Below are 17,631 nucleotides of genomic sequence, written 5' to 3'. Positions count from 1 at the left end.
GACGCCACTAACAACGGAGAACCACGCGATGCCTACCCCAGAGTCCCGTGTGGCATTCGTCTCCGGTGAACGGCTGCAGGGGTGGGTGGAGCGGTTTGCCGCAAGCCACGGCACCCTCGTCGAAGAAGAGCTCGACGGCGGCCTGCAGCTGTCCGCTGCGGACGGTGCCGTGGCGCTGTTGCAACCGCCGTGGCCGGCGGACGGACGGCCCGGCCGCGGCGGCGACGGCGTCGAGCGGATGGCTTCGCTGGCGGCGCAGTCCCGGACGCTCGGGCTGGTGCTTGTCCGCCGGGGCGGTTACTCAGTGGCGGTGGTCCGTGACGGCGCAGCTCTGGCCTCAAAGACCGGCACCCGCCACGTCCAGTCGAGGACTGCTGCGGGTGGCGGTTCCCAGCAGCGGTTCGCCCGGCGCCGCACCAACCAGGCGGACGCCCTGGTGGAGGCAGTCGCCGGGCACGCCGACCGGATCTTCGCCGAGCACCGGATCGAATACCTGGCGCCGGGCGGCGACCGCGCCCTGGCCGAGCAGGTCCTCGCGGAACCCGTGCTGAAACGCTACGCGGCGCTGTCCCGGCTGCCGTTACGGGACGTCCCGGACCCGCGTGCTTCGGTAGTGAAGCAGGTTGCGTCCGCGGCATGCTCAATTCGAATCACGGTGACAGACCCGCCCGCCTAGCCTCCTCATGCTCATCGAAGCCACGAGCAACAGGAGTAACCCCTTGCTCCATAGGTAGACTCAGCCCCCTTTGAGTGCATGCCCAAAAAGAACAAGTAGTCGCCACTCGTTTCTGCCTAATATCCCCAAAGTTAGACTCGCCAGATCAATTCGTCTCGAGTCTCGATTAATTGCAGGGGGCGCACGGTGGGAACGCTAGCGGAGCCATTTTCTTTTGCCATTCGTGAAATCCGATGCACCCTTCATTCTTTGCGTTCCGGCAGCCATGTGATTAAGCCAGGCGCGTCACGATGAAGAAATCCCCCCGCCTGACCGGAATTATTGCGGCGACGCTCGCCATCTCATTTACAGCCAGCTACTTCAGCGCTGAACTCATGATTGCATCGGCTGCCGAACCCATTAACCTGGTCAAGAACCCTTCCCTGGAACAAGGTACCGGTCAGCCCACCTGCTTCAAGCCGTCAGGATGGGGCACCCCCGGCAAGTGGGCATTCGCCGAAGGACGTAACGGGGGGCGCTCCTATTCGGTGACGGTCACCGGCTACACCCAGGGAGACCGCAAGCTGCTGCAAACGGAGAGTGTTGACTGCGCCCCCAAGGTCACTCCGGGACAAAGCTACGAGATGGGCATCTGGTACAAGTCCACTGCACCGGTGTCGCTGACTGTCTTCCGGCACACGGCCCAGGGGTGGAGCTACTGGGGTGATATCGAGCGGCAGGCGCCGGCCGCCGGCTGGACCCTCGCCGCGGCTGCCACACCGGTAATTCCTGAAGGCACCGACCAGATTGCGTTCGGCCTTTCACTCGCGGCAAATGGGACCTTAGTCACCGACGACTATTCTCTAGTGCAAAACGTGGTCAATGAAACGCTGCCGAACACAGGCCAGCTCATTATTAATGGCAACCTGGCCGCAGGAACACAAATGCCTACGTGCTTTAGCCTCGGAGGCTGGGGAAATCGCCAGGTGACCTCTTCGATGTCAACCGATGTTCCTGCGAATTCAACCGCCGGCACCAGGTCGCATGATCTGACAATTGCCTCCTATGTTTCCGGCGATGCGAAACTGATTCAGTCGGAGCAGGCCGGCTGCGCCCCTGCTGTCGTGCCCGGAGCCCAATACGACCTGAAGGTCGACTACAAGACAACTGCGGTCCCGGGCACAAGCCTGACCGTCTTCGCCCACACGGCCACCGGATGGCAATATTGGACGGACCTGAAGACACTGCCGGCGAGCACGGCCTGGACGACGGCCCAGGCGCGGACGCCGCTGATACCCCAGGGCGTCGACCGGATTTCCTTTGGTTTGTCCCTCGGTGCCAACGGCTCGCTGAAGACCACCAATTACTCAATGGTCAAGTACGACCCTGCACCGCCACCCGTCGCCGGCGCACCGGAGCTCGTTGGTTCCTGGGAGGTCCTCACCACCCAGCTTCCCATCCGTGCCATCCATTCCACGCTGCTTCACGACGGCCGGCTGTTGCTGATCGCGGGTTCGGGTAACGACGGGGCCGCCTTCGCTGCGGGCTCGTTCAAGGCCGTGGTCTGGACCCCGGCCACCAACACCTTCAAGGACGTCCCGGTCCCCTACGACATGTTCTGCGCGGGCCACGTCACCCTGCCGGACGGGAAGGTCCTGCTGGCCGGCGGCACCGAAGCCTTCCCGGGCACCGCCGACGGGCCTACCGCCTTCAAGGGCTCGAACAAGAGCTACTACTTCGATCCTGCCGATAACCAGTTCCACCAGCTTGGTGACATGACCGGCGCCCACTGGTACCCGTCACTGACCAAGCTCGGCAACGGGGACGTCTGGTCGGCCGGCGGCATTGACGAAAAAGCCCAGGGAACCGTCCTTACGGAGATGTTCGATACCTCGGCCATGGACTGGCTGCCGCAAAACCAGGTGCCACAGACCTGGAGCTACTGGGGTACCTACCCCCACATGTTCCTGCTCGACGACGGCAAGATGTTCTACACCGGCGGACACACCTTCGGAAACGGACTCCCTGGCACCGGAGCCCGGGTGTACGACTGGACCACCGCAAGGATGTGGGACGTTCCCGGGCTGCGGCAAAAGGACATGAGGGACCAGGCAGGGTCCGTCTTCATCGGGCCGGCGCAGGACCAGAAGTTGATGATCGTCGGCGGCGGAAACACCGACGGAAATGTTCCCGGCATCAACCTCGTGGACATTGTCGACTTCAAACAGCCGACCCCCGCGTATGTGCCGGGCCCCGATCTCCCTGGCCCCGGAAAGACATACGTCAACCTCGTCAATCTCCCGGATCGTACAGTCCTCGCGGCGAATGGTTCTCAACTGAACCGCGCCGGGAACGTGCAAAGCGCCTCGGTGTACAACCCCGCCACCAACACGTGGAAGGAAATCGGAGCTGATCCGATCGGACGCAACTACCATTCGACGTCGATCCTGCTGCCGGACGGCAAGGTGGCCATCATGGGGTCCAATCCCCTGGATAACTCCTTCGAGCTTCGGATCTCCGTTTACAGCCCGCCATATCTGTTCAAGGGCACGCGCCCCACCATCACTGCCGCTCCGGCGGCGGCCAGCTACGGCCAGACCCTTCAGCTGGGGGTCACAGGAAACGTTTCATCCGCATCCCTTATGTCGCCGATGTCCGCGACCCACCAGACCGACACCAATGCGCGGCTTGTGGACCTTCCTATCTCGGGAACGGGCGGCACCCGCACCGCCCAGGTACCGAATAACCCGAATCTCCTTCCGCCCGGACCCTACATGCTGTCAGTGCTCGACGCTGATGGTGTTCCGAGCATCGCCAAGTGGGTGTGGATCTCATGACATCTCCAAAGAAATCCCGGCGGAGCAAGCGCTGGATCGCGGTCCTGGCCACGTCAGGTCTCGCGGTTGCAGCCGCTGTAACCTGGGGCGGCCTCTCCGCCGTCTCCACTGTGGCAAAGGTTGACGCCGCTACCGAGCGTGCGGTGACCCCTCTGGGCCCGGTCCCGGGACTGGCATCAGTTTCCGGCGCTATTACAGGACCCCTCCACCATGGCCCGGCACAGCCTTCCCCTGGCGGCCAGCCGCATTCGCTTCCCGAGCCCGCCCGGAACGACAGTCCGGCGGCTGCCGGCGCGGAGCAGGCACCCGGAATCGGTAACAAGGCTGAGGTCTCACTGAATGAGGCGGCAAACGCCGAGGCGGGGCCGGCGGCGGTCGCCCGGCGCGACGGCCGGGACCGTTCGTCCGGTCTCGCGGAGCAGACTCCGGTGGACCCGGCTGCCGCGCTGGGCTCCCAGGAGCTGTCGCTCGGCGGATGCCTGCCGCAGTACGGCGACACCGGCCAGTGCCTGCCGGCCGTGCCTCCCAGCCTCAGCAAGCATTTCCAGGACATGAAGAACGCCGGCCTGGATCCCGGCTCCATGGCCCACGACTGGACCTGCTCGGAAGTACGCGAGTACTTCCCGAACGGCATCATCGTCCGGCAGGTAAGCGTCGATCCCCAGAAGCTTGACCAAAACGACGACGGAATGGCCTGCGGCCCCGCTGACTGACCGCCCGCGCTGACCATCTGAGTCTTCACACCTGAGCCAACCCGAGCCCGCCACCTTCATTGGAGCTACCCCATGCCTATTTCCGTGCTGGCCAGCGCCCTGGTCGTCATGATTGCCTTGGCGCTGTTCGCCATTGCGTTGTCCACCCTGTACCTCAATACCTACGCGTGGTGGGACCCCAAGACTCAAATCCGCACGTCCTACTCCGGCCTCCAGGAGTCGGAGGCGTGCTCCTTCTCGCTGATCATGCCCTGCAGGAACGAGCGGGAGGACGTGATGCGGGCGACGCTTTCTGCGCTCCTGGCCCAGACACATTCCCGCAAGGAAGTGATCATCTCGGTTGGTCATGACGATCCGGGCACCGTTCAGACGGCGTACAAGCTCGCCAGTGAATATCCGGACCTCGTTCGGGTCAGCGTCGACGTCAGCGAAACCAAGAACAAGCCCCGGCAGCTCAACAAGGCCCTCTCCATGTGCCGCAACACAGTGGTCGGTGTGTTCGACGCCGAATCGATCGCGGCGAAGGAATTGCTTGCACATATCGACAGCGTTTTTGCGACGAAGAACGCCGATGTGGTCCAGGGGGCTGTCCAACTCATCAACTACAGGGACACCTGGTACTCCTTGCGTAATTGCCTGGAGTACTTCACCTGGTTCCGATCCCGGCTGCATGCGCACTCCCGCCAGGGGTTCATTCCCTTGGGCGGCAACACGGTTTTCATCAAGCGTGAGCTGCTCAACGAAGTCCGCGGCTGGGACGGGAACTGCCTTGCCGAGGACTGCGACCTGGGTGTCCGGCTATCCACCCTTGGTCGGAAGATCATCGTTGCCTACTCCCCCGAGCTGGTGACCCGTGAGGAAACGCCGGACAGCCTCAGTGCCCTGGTGCGCCAGCGGACCCGATGGTCGCTGGGCTTCATGCAGGTTTTTGCCAAGGGCGACTGGAAAAAGCTGCCCACCCGAAAGATGCGTGCCATCGCATGGTGGACCCTGATGCAACAGCATTTCATGGCCTTCGCCGGCGTCTGCATTCCAGTTGCCGTGTGCGCAGCCGTCTGGGGCGGGTTTCCGCTCGTTGTCACGCTCGTAGCTTTCCTTCCGCTCGTCCCCACCCTGGCGACCATCGCGTTCGACATCTGCATGCTGCAGGAGTTCGGCCGGGACCACAAGTTCACCATCACCTGGTACGACTACCTCCGCCTGATTGTCGGCACGCCCCTCTACCAGCTCGTCCTTGCCTTTTCCGCCCTGCGGGCCCTGCTTAAGTTCATCCGTCGCGACTTTGGCTGGGAGAAGACCGACCACTCCGGCGCGCATCTTTCCTACCTCGAACCCGCCGCGGCCGCCCCGGTCCGACCTTAGTTCCGCCCCTGGATTCACAGCACCAACCAGACAAAGAAGGAGGAAATCATGGCAGTTGCGGAGATGGAGCCGTCCGTCATTGAAGGCAAGAACACCGGTTCACCCCAGCACCGGGGACCGGGACCCGATGCACCGTTCTCCCTGACGCAGCTGTCCCTCTGGGACCGCATCACGTTGGGGGTGCTCACAGCAGCGGCAGCCGTCCTTAGCCTGTGGAACCTGACCGGCGCCCCCAGCTACCAGGACGACGAAGGGACATACACAGCCCAGGCCTTCGCCGTTCATTCCGGAAGCCTGGCCCCCTACACCTACTGGTACGACCATCCGCCTCTAGGGTGGATCCAGATCGCAGCCTTCAATTGGCTACCGACAATGCTTGGTTGGGGCGACGGAACCGCCATTGGTGCAACGAGGTACGTCATCGCCGCATTCTTCGTCGCCAGCGCCGTCCTGCTCTACATGGTTGCGAGGCGCATGAAGGTCCGGATTCCCTTCGCCGCACTGACAACTGTCATCTTCATCCTGTCTCCGCTCTCCCTCGTCCTCGGACGGCAGATCTACCTGGACAACATCGGAGTTCCCTGGCTCCTGTTGGCCTTCTATCTCGCTCTCTCCTCCCGCGATGCCCTCTGGCACCACGTCTGCGCGGGCATCTGCTTTGCCGTGGCGGTCCTTTCGAAAGAGACCCTCGCGATCTTCGGGCCGGCCCTGTTGATGGCGCTCATGTACCGTCCGCGCTGGAGCAACCGTTCGTTCTCGGTCGTGGGCTTCCTCACGGTGGGAGGGCTGATCCTCGCCTTCTATCCGCTCTCCGCGCTGCTCAGGAACGAGCTCTTCTCCGGATCCAACCATGTCTCCCTCCAGGACGCCCTCGCCTACCAGTTCCTGGAGCGGTCAGGTTCGGGAACGATCTTCGAAGCCGGTTCCAGCCGTGCCGAGCTGTTGGCGGGCTGGCTCTACTTCGACAAGTACCTCATCGCCGCCGGCCTGGTGGCGGCCGCCCTCTGCCTGCTGAGGAAGCAGTCGAGGGTCCTAACGGTGGCCATTCTCTCCTTCGCCATCCCGATTGTCCTGGGTCAGGGCTACCTGCCTGCGATGTACATCATCGGAGTGATACCTTTCCTGGCCTTGGCGCTCGGCACCGGCGTCGACATAACGTGGTCCGGTCTGGAAAAGCTCGGCAGCGCCCGGCCACACCTCAAGCGCCCCCTACGGTCAGCGTTTGTGTCGGTCCTTTGCTCCTCACTGGTTCTCATGTCCGTACCTCAATGGTTCGAACAGGACAGGGACCTGCTCACCGGTGAAAACAACGCCAACTGGCGGCAGACGCTGTCCTGGGTTCAGGACAACATCTCCCGCGAGGACGTTGTCCTGGCACCCTACTCCATGTGGTACGACCTCAATTCCAGCGGTTGGAACGATTCCTGGACCATGATCGCGACGGAGAAACCTGATCTGGACAAGCAATTTGAAACAGCCCACCCCAACGGATGGCAGGAGATCGACTGGATCATTGTGGGACCGTCCGTAACGGCCAATATCGACAGCCTGGGCCTGAGCCGGGCAGCTTCCGCACTGAGGCACTCCACGGCTGTCCGGTCGTTTGGCGAGTGGAGTATCCGCCGGGTGGAAGTCGTTTCACCGCCAACCAACGAGCGATAGGAGCAGGTGCAGTGAAACTTTCAGTGATCGTACCTACTGCCAATGAAGCACCCAATATCGAGCAACTCGTCAACCGCGTGACGTTGGCCTGCAAGGACATGGAGGCCGAAATCATCTTCGTTGATGACTCCACGGACAAAACGCCCGACGTTATCGGCCGTGTCGCATCGACCGCGACCCTCCCGGTCCGGATGATCCAACGGACTAAGCCGAACAGCGGTATGGGCGGCGCCGTCATTGAGGGGTTGCAGTCCAGCTCAGCCGACTACTGCCTTGTCATGGCTGGTGACCTCCAGCACCCGCCTGAGGTGATTCCGGTCCTGCTCGCAGAGCTGGAAGGGAGTGGCCATGATGTGGTCATGGCCTCCCGGTATTGCGGCCCGGGAAGTAGTGCCCACGGGCTCGCCAGCCTGTACCGCCGAATTGTTTCCGGCTCTGCTTCCCTACTGACGCGCTGCCTGTTCCCATCAAGGTTGCGCGGCTGTTCCGACCCCCTGACCGGCTTCTTCGCGTTGCGCCGCTCGAGCGTGGACTGCGGCAGCCTCCGCCCGGCTGGATTCAAAATCCTCCTCGAAATTCTCGGCAGGCATCGCCTGGCCGTCTCCGAAGTTCCCTTTATTTTCGGAAAGCGCGCCGCCGGTAAATCCAAGACGGGTTTTCGGACAGGCCTGGACTTCCTCCTTCAGCTGATGCAGCTCCGCATCGGTCGGGCCGGGCTTTTCGCCGGCGTGGGCGCAGTCGGAACCTTACTCAACCTCCTGATTATGGGCCTCCTGCTGGCAGCGGGGTCACATTACGTTTTCGCGGCCGTCGTCGCTGCGGAGCTGACCATAGTGTCGAACTTCCTGATGCAGGAGCGACTGGTTTTCGGCGGGACCCTGCACAAAGCGAATTCACGGACGACCCGGTTCCTGCACTCTTTCGGATTCAACAACGCCGAGGCACTGCTGCGGCTGCCGATCCTGATGTTTATGGTGGAAACGCTCATGATCAACAGCGTCCTTGCCCAAGGACTGACTCTTGTGGCTGCATTCGCCGTGAGGTATCTGTACCACTCCAAGGTCGTCTATCGGCCACGGCAGCCTGCACCGGCCGTCGCCACCCTGGCGGTGCAGCCTGCCGCGCCGGGCGTTCGCCGCGGGACTTTGGTGCCCCAGGCGCAGGGCGACCCTGTCATGTAAGGAGTCCTGCCCGGCGGCGAGCCCCGCGGTGTCGCGACGGCCGGTAGCCGAACGAGAGGGACGGCCCGATGCGCGAGCCCTCATTCGGATAGCCGCCGCCGAAGTCGTGGTAGCTCAGTGCCTCGTTTCCTAATCGCCGGCGGCAAGGATCACACAGAGCCGCGCTGCAACTGTGGTGGCGTGTTCTCCCCCAAGGACAGCTTCGGTGACTGTTCCGGTGTCGTCACATCTGCCGCAGCCGGGCGTCAAGGCATTCCCCGTGGCCACGCCGGCGGTGGACGGCAGCGAGTTGGCTGCTTCCCCCTGGCTCGGGCTGCACTTCGCGACCGAATGCCAGGCGGTAGAGGGAAACTAGCAGCCGGTCAGGTGGCGCCTTGGCCTCTCCTGCCGGTAGCAGTAGCGTCCGGCTTCCGTGAATCCCGAGCGCGCGTAGAGCTCGCGGGCGCCGGCATTGGCCGCCGTCACCAGCAGCCAGTATCCGCTGAGGCCGTTGGCATCACCTTGCCGCAGCAGTGACCGGAGAATGCGGGTCGCGTAGCCGCGGCGCCGGGCATCCTGACGGGTGGCCATGGCGTACAGCCCGCCCTGGCGGCGCTCCGTGCCGGACGGGACGGCAAGGCGTCCGACGGCGGCCGGCACGCCGTCGTCGTCCCTCACCAAGGCATACAGTGACCGGCAGCCTTCAAGGATTCCGCGGGCGGTGGCGAGGGACTCCTCGCCGCCGCGGCCGTCCACACTCCACCAGAGCTGCAGCCATTCAGCCGACGGCTCTGCCGACAGTTCGACGCCGGCGTCAGGCGCCTCACCCGCAGATGCGGCTGCTGCGCTGGCGTCGCGCACCAGGATCAGGGTTTCGGACTGCCGGGTGAAACCTTCCTCGTCGAGGACGGCGTTCAGGGCGGCGCTGCGGGAGTCGTCGAAGACCTGGAAGATCACCGGAAGCCGGCGTCTGCGGTACCAGCCCCGGGCGTCCCGGAGCTTAGCCATCCGGTCGTGGTGTGTGCCCGCAGGCTCCGAACGCGGCCAGATCGAGTTGGCCCGCTGGGTAACGCCGCCCGCCGCACGCAGCACCCAGCCGCCGGATTCGTCGCGGTCGGGAGCGGGCCACGCAGCGTCCATGGCTGATTCGATGTCAAACAGTCCGATGCGAGCCAAGTGTCGCCCTCCTTTGTCAACGGCAAGAGGCTCCCCGGTTGGTCCGGGGAGCCTCTTGCTGGTGTCCGTGCCTCGGCAGATTAAGCCGTCGTGGCGCCGGGATCTGCCTTCTTTGCCTCGGGCTTGAAGTCGACGCCGGCTTCCTTGCGCTGCTGCGCGGTGATCGGCGCGGGAGCCTGGGTCAGCGGGTCGTAGCCGCCACCGGACTTCGGGAAGGCGATGACGTCGCGGATCGATTCCACTCCGGCGAGGAGTGCTACGACGCGGTCCCAGCCGAAGGCAATGCCGCCGTGCGGCGGAGCGCCGAACTTGAAGCCTTCCAGGAGGAAGCCGAACTTTGTCTCGGCATCTGCCTTGTCCAGGCCCATCAGTTCGAAGACGCGTTCCTGAACGTCACGTTCGTGGATACGGATCGATCCGCCGCCGATTTCGTTGCCGTTGCAGACAATGTCGTAGGCGTAGGACAGCGCGGACTCCGGGTCCTTGTCGAACGAATCCATGAATTCCGGCTTGGGCGAGGTGAAGGCGTGGTGGACTGCGGTCCACTTGCCCGCACCGACGGCCACGTCGCCCGAGGCCACCGCGGCCGCGGCAGGCTCGAACATGGGCGCATCCACAACCCAGCAGAATGCCCAGTCGGCGGGGTTGATCAGGCCGGTGCGGTGTCCGATTTCGACGCGGGCGGCACCGAGGAGGGCACGGGAAGTCGTCTTCTCGCCGGCGGCGAAGAAGATGCAGTCCCCGGGCTTGGCGCCGACGGCGTCGGCGAGGCCGGCACGCTCGGCTTCTGTCAGGTTTTTGGCCACGGGACCGGCCAGTTCGCCGTCTTCCTTAAAGAGGACGTAGGCGAGGCCCTTGGCTCCGCGCTGCTTGGCCCATTCCTGCCAGGCGTCCAGCGCACGGCGTGCCTGCGAGGCGCCGCCGGGCATCACCACCGCGCCGACGTACGGCGCCTTGAACACGCCGAAGTTGGTGTCCTTGAAGAACTCCGTGAGTTCGGTCAGCTCCAGGCCGAAGCGGAGGTCCGGCTTGTCCGAGCCGTAGCGTGCCATGGCGTCGGCGTAAGTGATGCGCTGGATGGGCGTCGGGATCTCGACGTCGATCAGCTGCCACAGGGCTTTGACGATGCTTTCGCCGAGCGAAATGATGTCGTCCTGCTCCACGAAGCTCGCTTCGATGTCCAGCTGCGTGAATTCCGGCTGGCGGTCGGCGCGGAAGTCCTCATCGCGGTAGCAGCGCGCGATCTGGTAGTACTTCTCGAACCCGCCCACTTGCAGGAGCTGCTTGAAAAGCTGCGGGGACTGCGGCAGCGCGTACCAGGAACCCGGCGCGAGGCGTGCGGGGACCACGAAGTCGCGGGCCCCTTCCGGCGTCGAGCGGGTAAGGGTGGGGGTTTCGATCTCGACGTAACCGTCGCGGTGGAGCAGTTCGCGGGCCACGCGGTTGGCCTCGGAGCGCAGGCGCATGTTGCGTGCGGGGCCGGGGCGGCGCAGGTCGAGGTAACGGTGCTTGAGCCGGGCTTCCTCGCCCACCTCAACGTGCTCGTCGATCTGGAACGGCAGCGGATCGGAGGTGTTGAGGATGGTGACCTTCTCGGCGATGACCTCGATCTGGCCGGTGGCTAGCGCGGGGTTTTCGTTGCCTTCCGGACGCTGCGAAACCGTGCCGATGACCTGCAGGACGTACTCATTGCGGAGTCCGTGGAAGACCTCTTCTTCGCGGACCACCACCTGGGAGACGCCCGAGGCATCGCGAAGGTCAACGAATGCCACACCACCGTGATCACGACGCCGGCCCACCCAGCCGGCCAGGGTTACGGTTTGTCCAATGTGCTCGGAGCGAAGGGATCCGAGGTCATGTGTGCGCAGCACAGCACGCCTTTCTTAGGGAGACAGCAGGAATACAGAGATGATGTTGAATGGGACCGTTCGGGAACAGTCCCGTTCGAGTTTACCCGTTGGAGAGGCTTTCCTTCCGCCATGCAGACCCATCAGCGGCTACAGCGCCGGCTCGGAGTGTTTGACGCCACTGCAATCGGGCTGGGCTCCATGCTCGGCGCCGGCGTGTTCGTGGTCTTCTCGCCCGCCACCGCACTGGCCGGCCGGCTCATGATTGTTTCCGTGATGATCGCCGGTGCGATCGCCTACTGCAATGCCGTCGCCTCCGCCCAGCTGGCTGCCAAATACCCTGCCAGCGGAGGGACCTATGTTTACGGCCGCAAGCAGCTGGGCGAATGGCCGGGGTTTATTGCCGGCTGGGGTTTCGTCACCGGTAAAACGGCGTCGTGTGCGGCGATGGCCCTGACTTTCGGACACTACGTGGCACCGGACTATGCCACGCCCGTGGCCATTGCCGCCGTCGCCGTTCTTACGGCAGTCAACCTCATGGGTATCACCCGCACCGCGCTGCTGACCAGGGTCCTGCTCGGCATCGTTCTCGCCACCCTGGTGTTTGTTGCGGTTGCGGGCCTCACTGGCCCCCATCCGGGGCCGGGAGTGTCGACGGGGAGCCCCGGCAGCGCCTGGGGTGTCCTGCCCGCCGCCGGGCTGATGTTCTTTGCCTTTGCCGGGTACGCCCGGATCGCAACTCTGGGCGAGGAGGTCAAAGATCCCACCCGTACGATTCCGCGGGCAATACTGGCCGCACTGGCGGCAGCCTTTGTCATCTATCTGGGACTCGCCGTCCTGCTGCTCTGGCACCTGTCCCCGCAACGTCTGGCCGGGTCCGTGTCGCCACTGCTGGACGCGGTAGCCGTTACCGGCCTCAGCGCGGGCGGCCCGCTGGTCCAGGCCGGCGCAGCCGCCGCATGTCTGGGAGCCCTCCTGGCCCTCATTACGGGAGTGGGCCGCACGGCCCTGGCCATGGCCCGGGAGCGGGACCTCCCGGCACCCTTGGCGCGGGTCGGCGGGCGCCACACCGTTCCGGTCGTCGCTGAGCTCTCCGTGGCAGCCGCCGTGGTGGTCCTGCTCATCACCTCCGACGTCCTGACGGTGGTCGGCTTCTCCAGTTTCGGCGTGCTGATCTACTATTCCGTGACCAACGCCGCCGCCTTCACCCTGACCGAACGGCCTGCGACCGCACCCCGATGGATGAACGCCGCGGGCTTCGCGGGGTGCCTCCTCCTCGCCGTCACGTTGCCGGTTGCCTCGGTGGCCGGCATGGCAGCGGTGCTCGCCGTCGGCATTGCCGGCCGGTTCCTGGTACTGAGGTTCCGGAAGCGGCAGCCTACTCCTTAGGCCACTAAGCCTTGAGGATCCTGACGTGCAGGTCCTCTTCGGCCGGCGTCCAGGAAGCGGGGTCGGCATCTGTCTGTTCGCCTGAACGGATGTCCTTAACCTGGTGCTTTCCGTCGTCGTCCGTGAACCAGACGAACGGGATTCCCCGGCGGTCGGCGAACTTGATCTGCTTGCCGAATTTTTCCGCTTTGGCCGCTACTTCGGTGGAAATCCCGCGGGCGCGAAGCTGCGCGGCGACGTCCTGGGCAGCACCCCAGCTGTCGTCGCTATTGAGGGCGACCAGCACTGCGGTCGGCACCGAACGAGTGGCCTGCGCAAGTTCCTGGCTCAGGATCCTGGAGACGAGGCGGGTGACGCCGATGGACAGGCCAACGCCCGGGAACTTCCGGTTTCCCTTGCTTGCCAACGCGTCGTAGCGGCCGCCGGAGCAGATGGAGCCAAGCTGCTCATGGCCCACCAGGACGGTTTCCACCACGGTTCCGGTGTAGTAGTCCAGGCCGCGGGCGATGCTGAGGTCCGCCACCACCTTGCCGGGCGCACGCTGGACCGCGGCGGCAATGACCTGCTCCAGCTCGTTCAGGCCCTCCTCCAGCAGTTCGTCCTTCACGCCCAGGGCACGGACCTTTTCAACGAAGGACGTGTCCTCGGTGCGGATGCCCGCCAGGCTCAGGGCGGCCTGTGCCTGATCTTCGGAGGCTCCCAGTTCGGTCTTTAGCAGGTCGGCCACCTTGGCAGGACCGATCTTCTCGAGCTTATCGATGCTCCTCAGGACTCCGGCGGTATCAGTCAGTCCGATCCCGCGGTAAAAGCCCTCGGCCAGCTTGCGGTTGTTGATGCGCAGGCGGAAATCAGGAATCGGAAGGGCGCTGAGGGCTTCGGCGATCACCAGGGCGATTTCAACGTCGTAGCGGAACGGCAGGTCGCCGTCGCCCACAATGTCGATATCCGCCTGCGTGAATTCCCGGGCGCGGCCCTCCTGCGGCCGCTCGCCACGCCACACCTTCTGGATCTGGTACCGGCGGAACGGGAACGCGAGGTATCCGGCGTTTTCGACGACGTACCGGGCGAACGGCACCGTGAGGTCAAAGTGCAGGGCCAGGGAGTGGTGGTCGCCCTTGGCGGCCCTCGATTCCTCTTCGTCCTCCTGCAGGCGGCTGAGGCCATACACCTCCTTGTCGATTTCGCCCTTGCGGAGCAGCTGGCCCACCGTTTCCACGGCACGGGTTTCGATCGAGGAGAAGCCATGCAGCTCAAAAACCCGACGCAAGGTGTCCAGCACATGCAGCTCCACCAGCCGCTCCTCGGGAAGCCACTCGGGGAATCCGGACAGGGAGGCGGTGCGTGCCATGGTGGATTTTCTCCTCAGGTAACAGAAGGCCGACGTCCCCTACCCGGTATTCCGATTCCGCCATGCGATCAAAAGCGGCGGTTAGGGCGGGAGTCCAGCCAGTCATGCATAAACTATGTGCGGCAGTCAGTTTATGCTTTCGGCGCCGGCAACTCTAATGGAGCGGCCACGGAGGATCGCCTGCCGCTTGCTGCCGGACACCGGACGTCGCCCATGGCCCGTTCGGCTGGCCGGCCCGACAACCAGGAGGACTTTTGGCGGCCAGTTCACGGAGCGCCCGCGAGGCAAAGCGGCGCATCCTGCAAATGGAAGCGAAACGCGAGCTGCGGCGGCACCAGGAGAAGCGCCGCAAGCGCGACAACATCCTCGCTGTCAGTGCAGGCGGCGGCGCCGTGGTGCTCGCCATCATCCTCCAGCTGACGGTGTTCGCCGGCAACCCCTCCGAGGAGGAGTACGCGGCTGCGCAGGCGGGCCTGACCAGCCCCTCGGCGTCGCCCGCACCGTCCGCCACGAACGGACCCAACATTCCCAAACCGGAGACCGCGGCAGGCAAGGTGTTCACCGGCGAGCTCAAACTGAACAGCGGCGCCCTGGGCGTTGAACTGGACGGAACCAAGGCACCCCAGGCAGCGGCGGTCTTCAAGTCCCTTGCCGACGAGAACTACTACAACGGCATCAGCTGCCACCGGCTGACCACAGGGGAATCCTTCGGCGTCCTGCAATGCGGATCCAAGACCGGCGACGGGCAGGGCGATCCCGCGTACACCTGGGGCCCGCTGGAAAACACCCCGGCGGACAACACCTATCCGGCCGGAACGATTGCAGTGGCGCGCACCGGCGGCAACGCTTACGGGAACGGCACCCAGTTCTTCATCGTCTACAAGGACACCGTCATCCCGGCCGATGAAGCCGGCGGATACACGGTGGTGGGTAAGGTCACCTCCGGCCTTGATGTGGTGAGCAAGATCGCCGCAGGTGGTATTAAGACGGGCGGAAGCGCAACAGACGGCGCTCCTGCGGAACCAGTCACGATAGACTCGTTCTCTCTGAAGTAACCAGCCCCGGCCTCCACGCTGCGGGTGCTGGTATTTCCCTCCAAGCGAAAGACTTTTAGCGGTGACAGACAGTCAGAAATCCGACGAAACAGTAACAGCAGCCTCCGAAGAAGCCGAGACCGTGGCTCAGGTGGTTGACGACGCACAGGCAGCCGGCAACGACGCGGCTCCCGATGCTGCGGCAGAGGCGCAGTCAGCTGCCCGCGAAGTTTCCGCACCGGAGGCCGAGGCGCACGCCGAAGACGCACCCGAGGCTGAGGCGCCCGCCGCTCCGGCCGTGGCCGCCGACGAAGCCCCCGCTTCCGACACGCCTGCAGCTGAAGCACCGGCACCGCGTCCGGCAGCCCGCCCGGCGCCCTCACCGGCAGCCTTCGCGGCGCGGCCGAAAGCAGCGACCTCGCCTGCAGTTCCCGTCCCCGCTCCTGTTTCCTCGGCTGCCTCCCTGGCCGAAGCCGCACGCTGGGGCCGAGTTGAAGGCGACGGCCACGTCTTCCTGACCATCGACGGCGAAGAACACCCCGTCGGTCAGTACCCGGACGTCAGCGATGAGGAAGCCCTGGGCTACTTCGCCCGGAAGTACGACGACGTTGTGGCCCAGATCGTGCTGCTCGAACAGCGCGTCGGCTCCAAGGCCCCCACCACGGACATGCAGAAGACCGTCACCCACCTGCGGGAGCAGCTGGCGGAACGCAACATGGTGGGCGATCTCCGCGCGGCCGAAGCACGGCTCGATACGCTGTCCACGCAGATCGCGGAACTCGAGAAGGCCGAAAAAGCTGAGCATGACGCCGTACGCGCCGCCGAACTGGCCGCACGCGAGGCGATCGTCGCGGAAGCGGAAGAAATTTCCGGCCACGACCCCGCGCAGATCCAGTGGAAGACCTCCAGCGCCCGCATGAACGAACTCTTCGAAAGCTGGAAGACGGCGCAGAAGAACGGCGTGCGCCTGGGCCGCAGCAACGAGGACGCCCTCTGGAAGCGGTTCAGGGCTGCACGGACGGTCTTCGACCGCCACCGCCGGGCCTACTTCTCCCAGCTGGACAGCAACAACTCCGCAGCCAAGGCCGCGAAGGAAAAGCTGATCGCTGAAGCCGAGGCACTGTCCTCCTCCACGGACTGGGGCTTCGCCGCGGGTGAATACCGTCGCCTGATGGACGAATGGAAGGCCTCACCGCGGGCCAGCCGCAAGGATGACGACGCACTCTGGGCCCGCTTCCGCGCCGCCCAGGATGTGTTCTTCACCTCGCGGCAGGCAGCCAACGATGAGATCGACCAGGAGTACGGTGCGAACCTGACCGTGAAGGAAGCCCTTCTGGTCGAGGCGAACGCCCTGCTGCCCATTACGGACCTGGCTGCCGCCAAGAAGGCCCTCCAGTCCATCCGCGACCGCTGGGAGGAAGCCGGCAAGGTTCCCCGTGCGGACATGGGCCGGATCGAAGCCGGGCTTCGGAAGGTGGAGGATGCAGTCCGCCACGCCGAAGACGAAAACTGGAAGCGGTCCAACCCGGAGACCAAGGCGCGGACCAACAGCGCACTCACCCAGCTGGAAGCCGCCATCGCCGGACTCAAGGAAGACCTTGCCAAGGCGGAACAGGCTGGCGACCAGCGTAAGATCAAAGCCGCCCAGGAGGCCCTCGAGGCCCGCCAGGCATGGCTGGACCAGATCTCGCGGTCAGCCAGCGAACTGTCGTAGTCAGGCAGTCTAAAAGTACAGGCCCCGTTCCGGTTATCCACATAACCGAAACGGGGCCTGTACGCGTTTAAGGCTGCAGGAAAGGATAGCTGAATGGCTACCTCGTCCCCCGCCCCCGCTGCTGCCGGGCCTGCAGCACCCGGGCACACAGATAACGGGCCCGCGGAACTGTATTCACCCGGCCGCGTGTTCTCGTGGCCGGAATTGCAGGCCATGGCCGCAGACGGGATCTTAAGCCAGCTGTACCAACGCGGGTACATGCTTCCCGGAACCGCCGCCACGCCACAGTTGCGGGCCCGCGCCGCTTCCTTCGCTGTGCCGCCGGCTATCCGGCAACGGGTGGTTGCGGGCCGGATGACGGCCGCCTGGATCTACGGCTGTGCCGGGGAGCCGGACCGGCTTGCGCTCCTGGTGGATGCCACCCGGCGCGTCTCCAGCCTGAGGTCCACCCGCGGCTGCACCCTGCACGAAGTGCGGCTCGGTCCGTTTGACGTTGTCAGCCTGGGCGGCCTGATGGTTTCCAGCCCGCTGCGGACCGCCTTGGACATCGCGCTCCACGTGGATGCAGAACGGGCGCTGCCGGCCCTCCGGAAAATGCTGGCAGCCCCCGAACTGGACGTCAGGCTGCGGCTACTGACCCTTGCCGTCGAAGCCACTCCCCGCGTTCCGCACAAGAAGGCGGCACTGGAGAAACTCTCCGCCCTGCAGGCCCAGCCCGGCTAGAAGCAACCTGG

The 17,631-nt window shown here is 64.7% G+C and carries 14 protein-coding genes; 11 read left to right on the top strand and 3 right to left on the bottom strand.

Translation table 11 applies throughout. From position 1 onward, the window contains the following. The first annotated feature begins 28 nt into the window (after window positions 1–28). The 7 genes from ACFVWT_RS06565 (at window position 29) to ACFVWT_RS06535 (ending at window position 8,765) form a co-directional block, all read left to right on the top strand. Window positions 29–676, top strand: a complete 648-nt coding sequence (locus tag ACFVWT_RS06565; protein ID WP_390246295.1) for an acVLRF1 family peptidyl-tRNA hydrolase — start codon at window positions 29–31, stop codon at window positions 674–676. A 290-nt stretch (window positions 677–966) separates the two neighbouring features. Further along, window positions 967–3,492, top strand: coding sequence for a galactose oxidase-like domain-containing protein (locus tag ACFVWT_RS06560; protein WP_390246293.1), 2,526 nt, complete (start codon window positions 967–969; stop codon window positions 3,490–3,492). Then, window positions 3,489–4,205 carry a hypothetical protein gene (locus ACFVWT_RS06555; RefSeq protein WP_390246291.1) on the top strand — a complete coding sequence of 239 codons (717 nt, stop codon included), beginning with the start codon at window positions 3,489–3,491 and terminating at the stop codon, window positions 4,203–4,205. The genes ACFVWT_RS06560 and ACFVWT_RS06555 overlap by 4 nt, the downstream gene beginning before the upstream one ends. 72 nt (window positions 4,206–4,277) lie before the next feature. Then, entirely contained in the window at window positions 4,278–5,567 is a 1,290-nt protein-coding gene (locus ACFVWT_RS06550) for a glycosyltransferase (protein ID WP_390246289.1), read from the top strand. A gap of 48 nt (window positions 5,568–5,615) precedes the next feature. Further along, window positions 5,616–7,229: an ArnT family glycosyltransferase gene (locus ACFVWT_RS06545; protein ID WP_390246287.1), complete on the top strand. Its 1,614-nt coding sequence runs from the start codon at window positions 5,616–5,618 to the stop codon at window positions 7,227–7,229. An 11-nt stretch (window positions 7,230–7,240) separates the two neighbouring features. Continuing rightward, the gene (locus ACFVWT_RS06540) at window positions 7,241–8,410 is read left to right on the top strand and encodes a glycosyltransferase (protein WP_390246285.1); all 1,170 of its coding nucleotides are present in this window, start codon (window positions 7,241–7,243) and stop codon (window positions 8,408–8,410) included. Window positions 8,411–8,615: 205 nt separating this feature from the next. Then, a complete protein-coding gene (locus tag ACFVWT_RS06535; RefSeq protein ID WP_390246283.1) occupies window positions 8,616–8,765 on the top strand; it encodes a hypothetical protein in 150 nt (49 codons plus the stop codon). Here ACFVWT_RS06535 and ACFVWT_RS06530 read toward each other — a convergent pair. Together ACFVWT_RS06530 and aspS are read right to left on the bottom strand one after the other, a co-directional pair. Next, window positions 8,762–9,565 (bottom strand): GNAT family N-acetyltransferase, encoded by an 804-nt coding sequence (locus ACFVWT_RS06530; RefSeq protein ID WP_390246281.1) that lies wholly within the window; start codon window positions 9,563–9,565, stop codon window positions 8,762–8,764. The genes ACFVWT_RS06535 and ACFVWT_RS06530 overlap by 4 nt on opposite strands. 80 nt (window positions 9,566–9,645) lie before the next feature. Beyond that, window positions 9,646–11,436, bottom strand: coding sequence for an aspartate--tRNA ligase (gene aspS, locus ACFVWT_RS06525; RefSeq protein WP_390246279.1), 1,791 nt, complete (start codon window positions 11,434–11,436; stop codon window positions 9,646–9,648). A 108-nt stretch (window positions 11,437–11,544) separates the two neighbouring features. Between aspS and ACFVWT_RS06520 the strand changes: the two genes are divergently transcribed. Beyond that, on the top strand, window positions 11,545–12,801 hold the full coding sequence (locus tag ACFVWT_RS06520) for an APC family permease (protein ID WP_390246277.1): 1,257 nt from the start codon (window positions 11,545–11,547) through the stop codon (window positions 12,799–12,801). 4 nt (window positions 12,802–12,805) lie between these two features. On the opposite strand, the gene hisS is transcribed toward ACFVWT_RS06520, so the two are convergent. Next, window positions 12,806–14,149: a histidine--tRNA ligase gene (gene hisS / locus ACFVWT_RS06515; protein ID WP_390246275.1), complete on the bottom strand. Its 1,344-nt coding sequence runs from the start codon at window positions 14,147–14,149 to the stop codon at window positions 12,806–12,808. A gap of 254 nt (window positions 14,150–14,403) precedes the next feature. Between hisS and ACFVWT_RS06510 the strand changes: the two genes are divergently transcribed. The 3 genes from ACFVWT_RS06510 to ACFVWT_RS06500 all read left to right on the top strand — a co-directional run bounded on the left by ACFVWT_RS06510 (window position 14,404) and on the right by ACFVWT_RS06500 (window position 17,620). Then, window positions 14,404–15,204, top strand: a complete 801-nt coding sequence (locus tag ACFVWT_RS06510; protein WP_390246273.1) for a peptidylprolyl isomerase — start codon at window positions 14,404–14,406, stop codon at window positions 15,202–15,204. Between the two features lie 61 nt (window positions 15,205–15,265). Then, window positions 15,266–16,897 carry a DUF349 domain-containing protein gene (locus ACFVWT_RS06505; RefSeq protein ID WP_390246271.1) on the top strand — a complete coding sequence of 544 codons (1,632 nt, stop codon included), beginning with the start codon at window positions 15,266–15,268 and terminating at the stop codon, window positions 16,895–16,897. A gap of 93 nt (window positions 16,898–16,990) precedes the next feature. Continuing rightward, window positions 16,991–17,620, top strand: coding sequence for a hypothetical protein (locus ACFVWT_RS06500; protein ID WP_390246269.1), 630 nt, complete (start codon window positions 16,991–16,993; stop codon window positions 17,618–17,620). Window positions 17,621–17,631 lie beyond the last annotated feature (11 nt).

Source organism: Arthrobacter sp. NPDC058288 (assembly GCF_042880995.1).
GTDB lineage: Bacteria > Actinomycetota > Actinomycetes > Actinomycetales > Micrococcaceae > Arthrobacter.
The sequence above is the reverse complement of the archived record's forward strand: the minus strand, read 5'-3'. Positions and strand labels throughout refer to the sequence as shown.

Excerpts from the sequence above, each read along its gene's own strand:
- ACFVWT_RS06560 (WP_390246293.1), top strand. The coding sequence starts at position 967 with ATGAAGAAATCCCCCCGCCTGACCGGAATTATTGCGGCGACGCTCGCC.
- ACFVWT_RS06520 (WP_390246277.1), top strand. The coding sequence starts at position 11,545 with ATGCAGACCCATCAGCGGCTACAGCGCCGGCTCGGAGTGTTTGACGCC.
- ACFVWT_RS06555 (WP_390246291.1), top strand. The coding sequence starts at position 3,489 with ATGACATCTCCAAAGAAATCCCGGCGGAGCAAGCGCTGGATCGCGGTC.
- hisS (WP_390246275.1), bottom strand. The coding sequence starts at position 14,149 with ATGGCACGCACCGCCTCCCTGTCCGGATTCCCCGAGTGGCTTCCCGAG.
- ACFVWT_RS06565 (WP_390246295.1), top strand. The coding sequence starts at position 29 with ATGCCTACCCCAGAGTCCCGTGTGGCATTCGTCTCCGGTGAACGGCTG.
- ACFVWT_RS06500 (WP_390246269.1), top strand. The coding sequence starts at position 16,991 with ATGGCTACCTCGTCCCCCGCCCCCGCTGCTGCCGGGCCTGCAGCACCC.
- ACFVWT_RS06545 (WP_390246287.1), top strand. The coding sequence starts at position 5,616 with ATGGCAGTTGCGGAGATGGAGCCGTCCGTCATTGAAGGCAAGAACACC.
- ACFVWT_RS06550 (WP_390246289.1), top strand. The coding sequence starts at position 4,278 with ATGCCTATTTCCGTGCTGGCCAGCGCCCTGGTCGTCATGATTGCCTTG.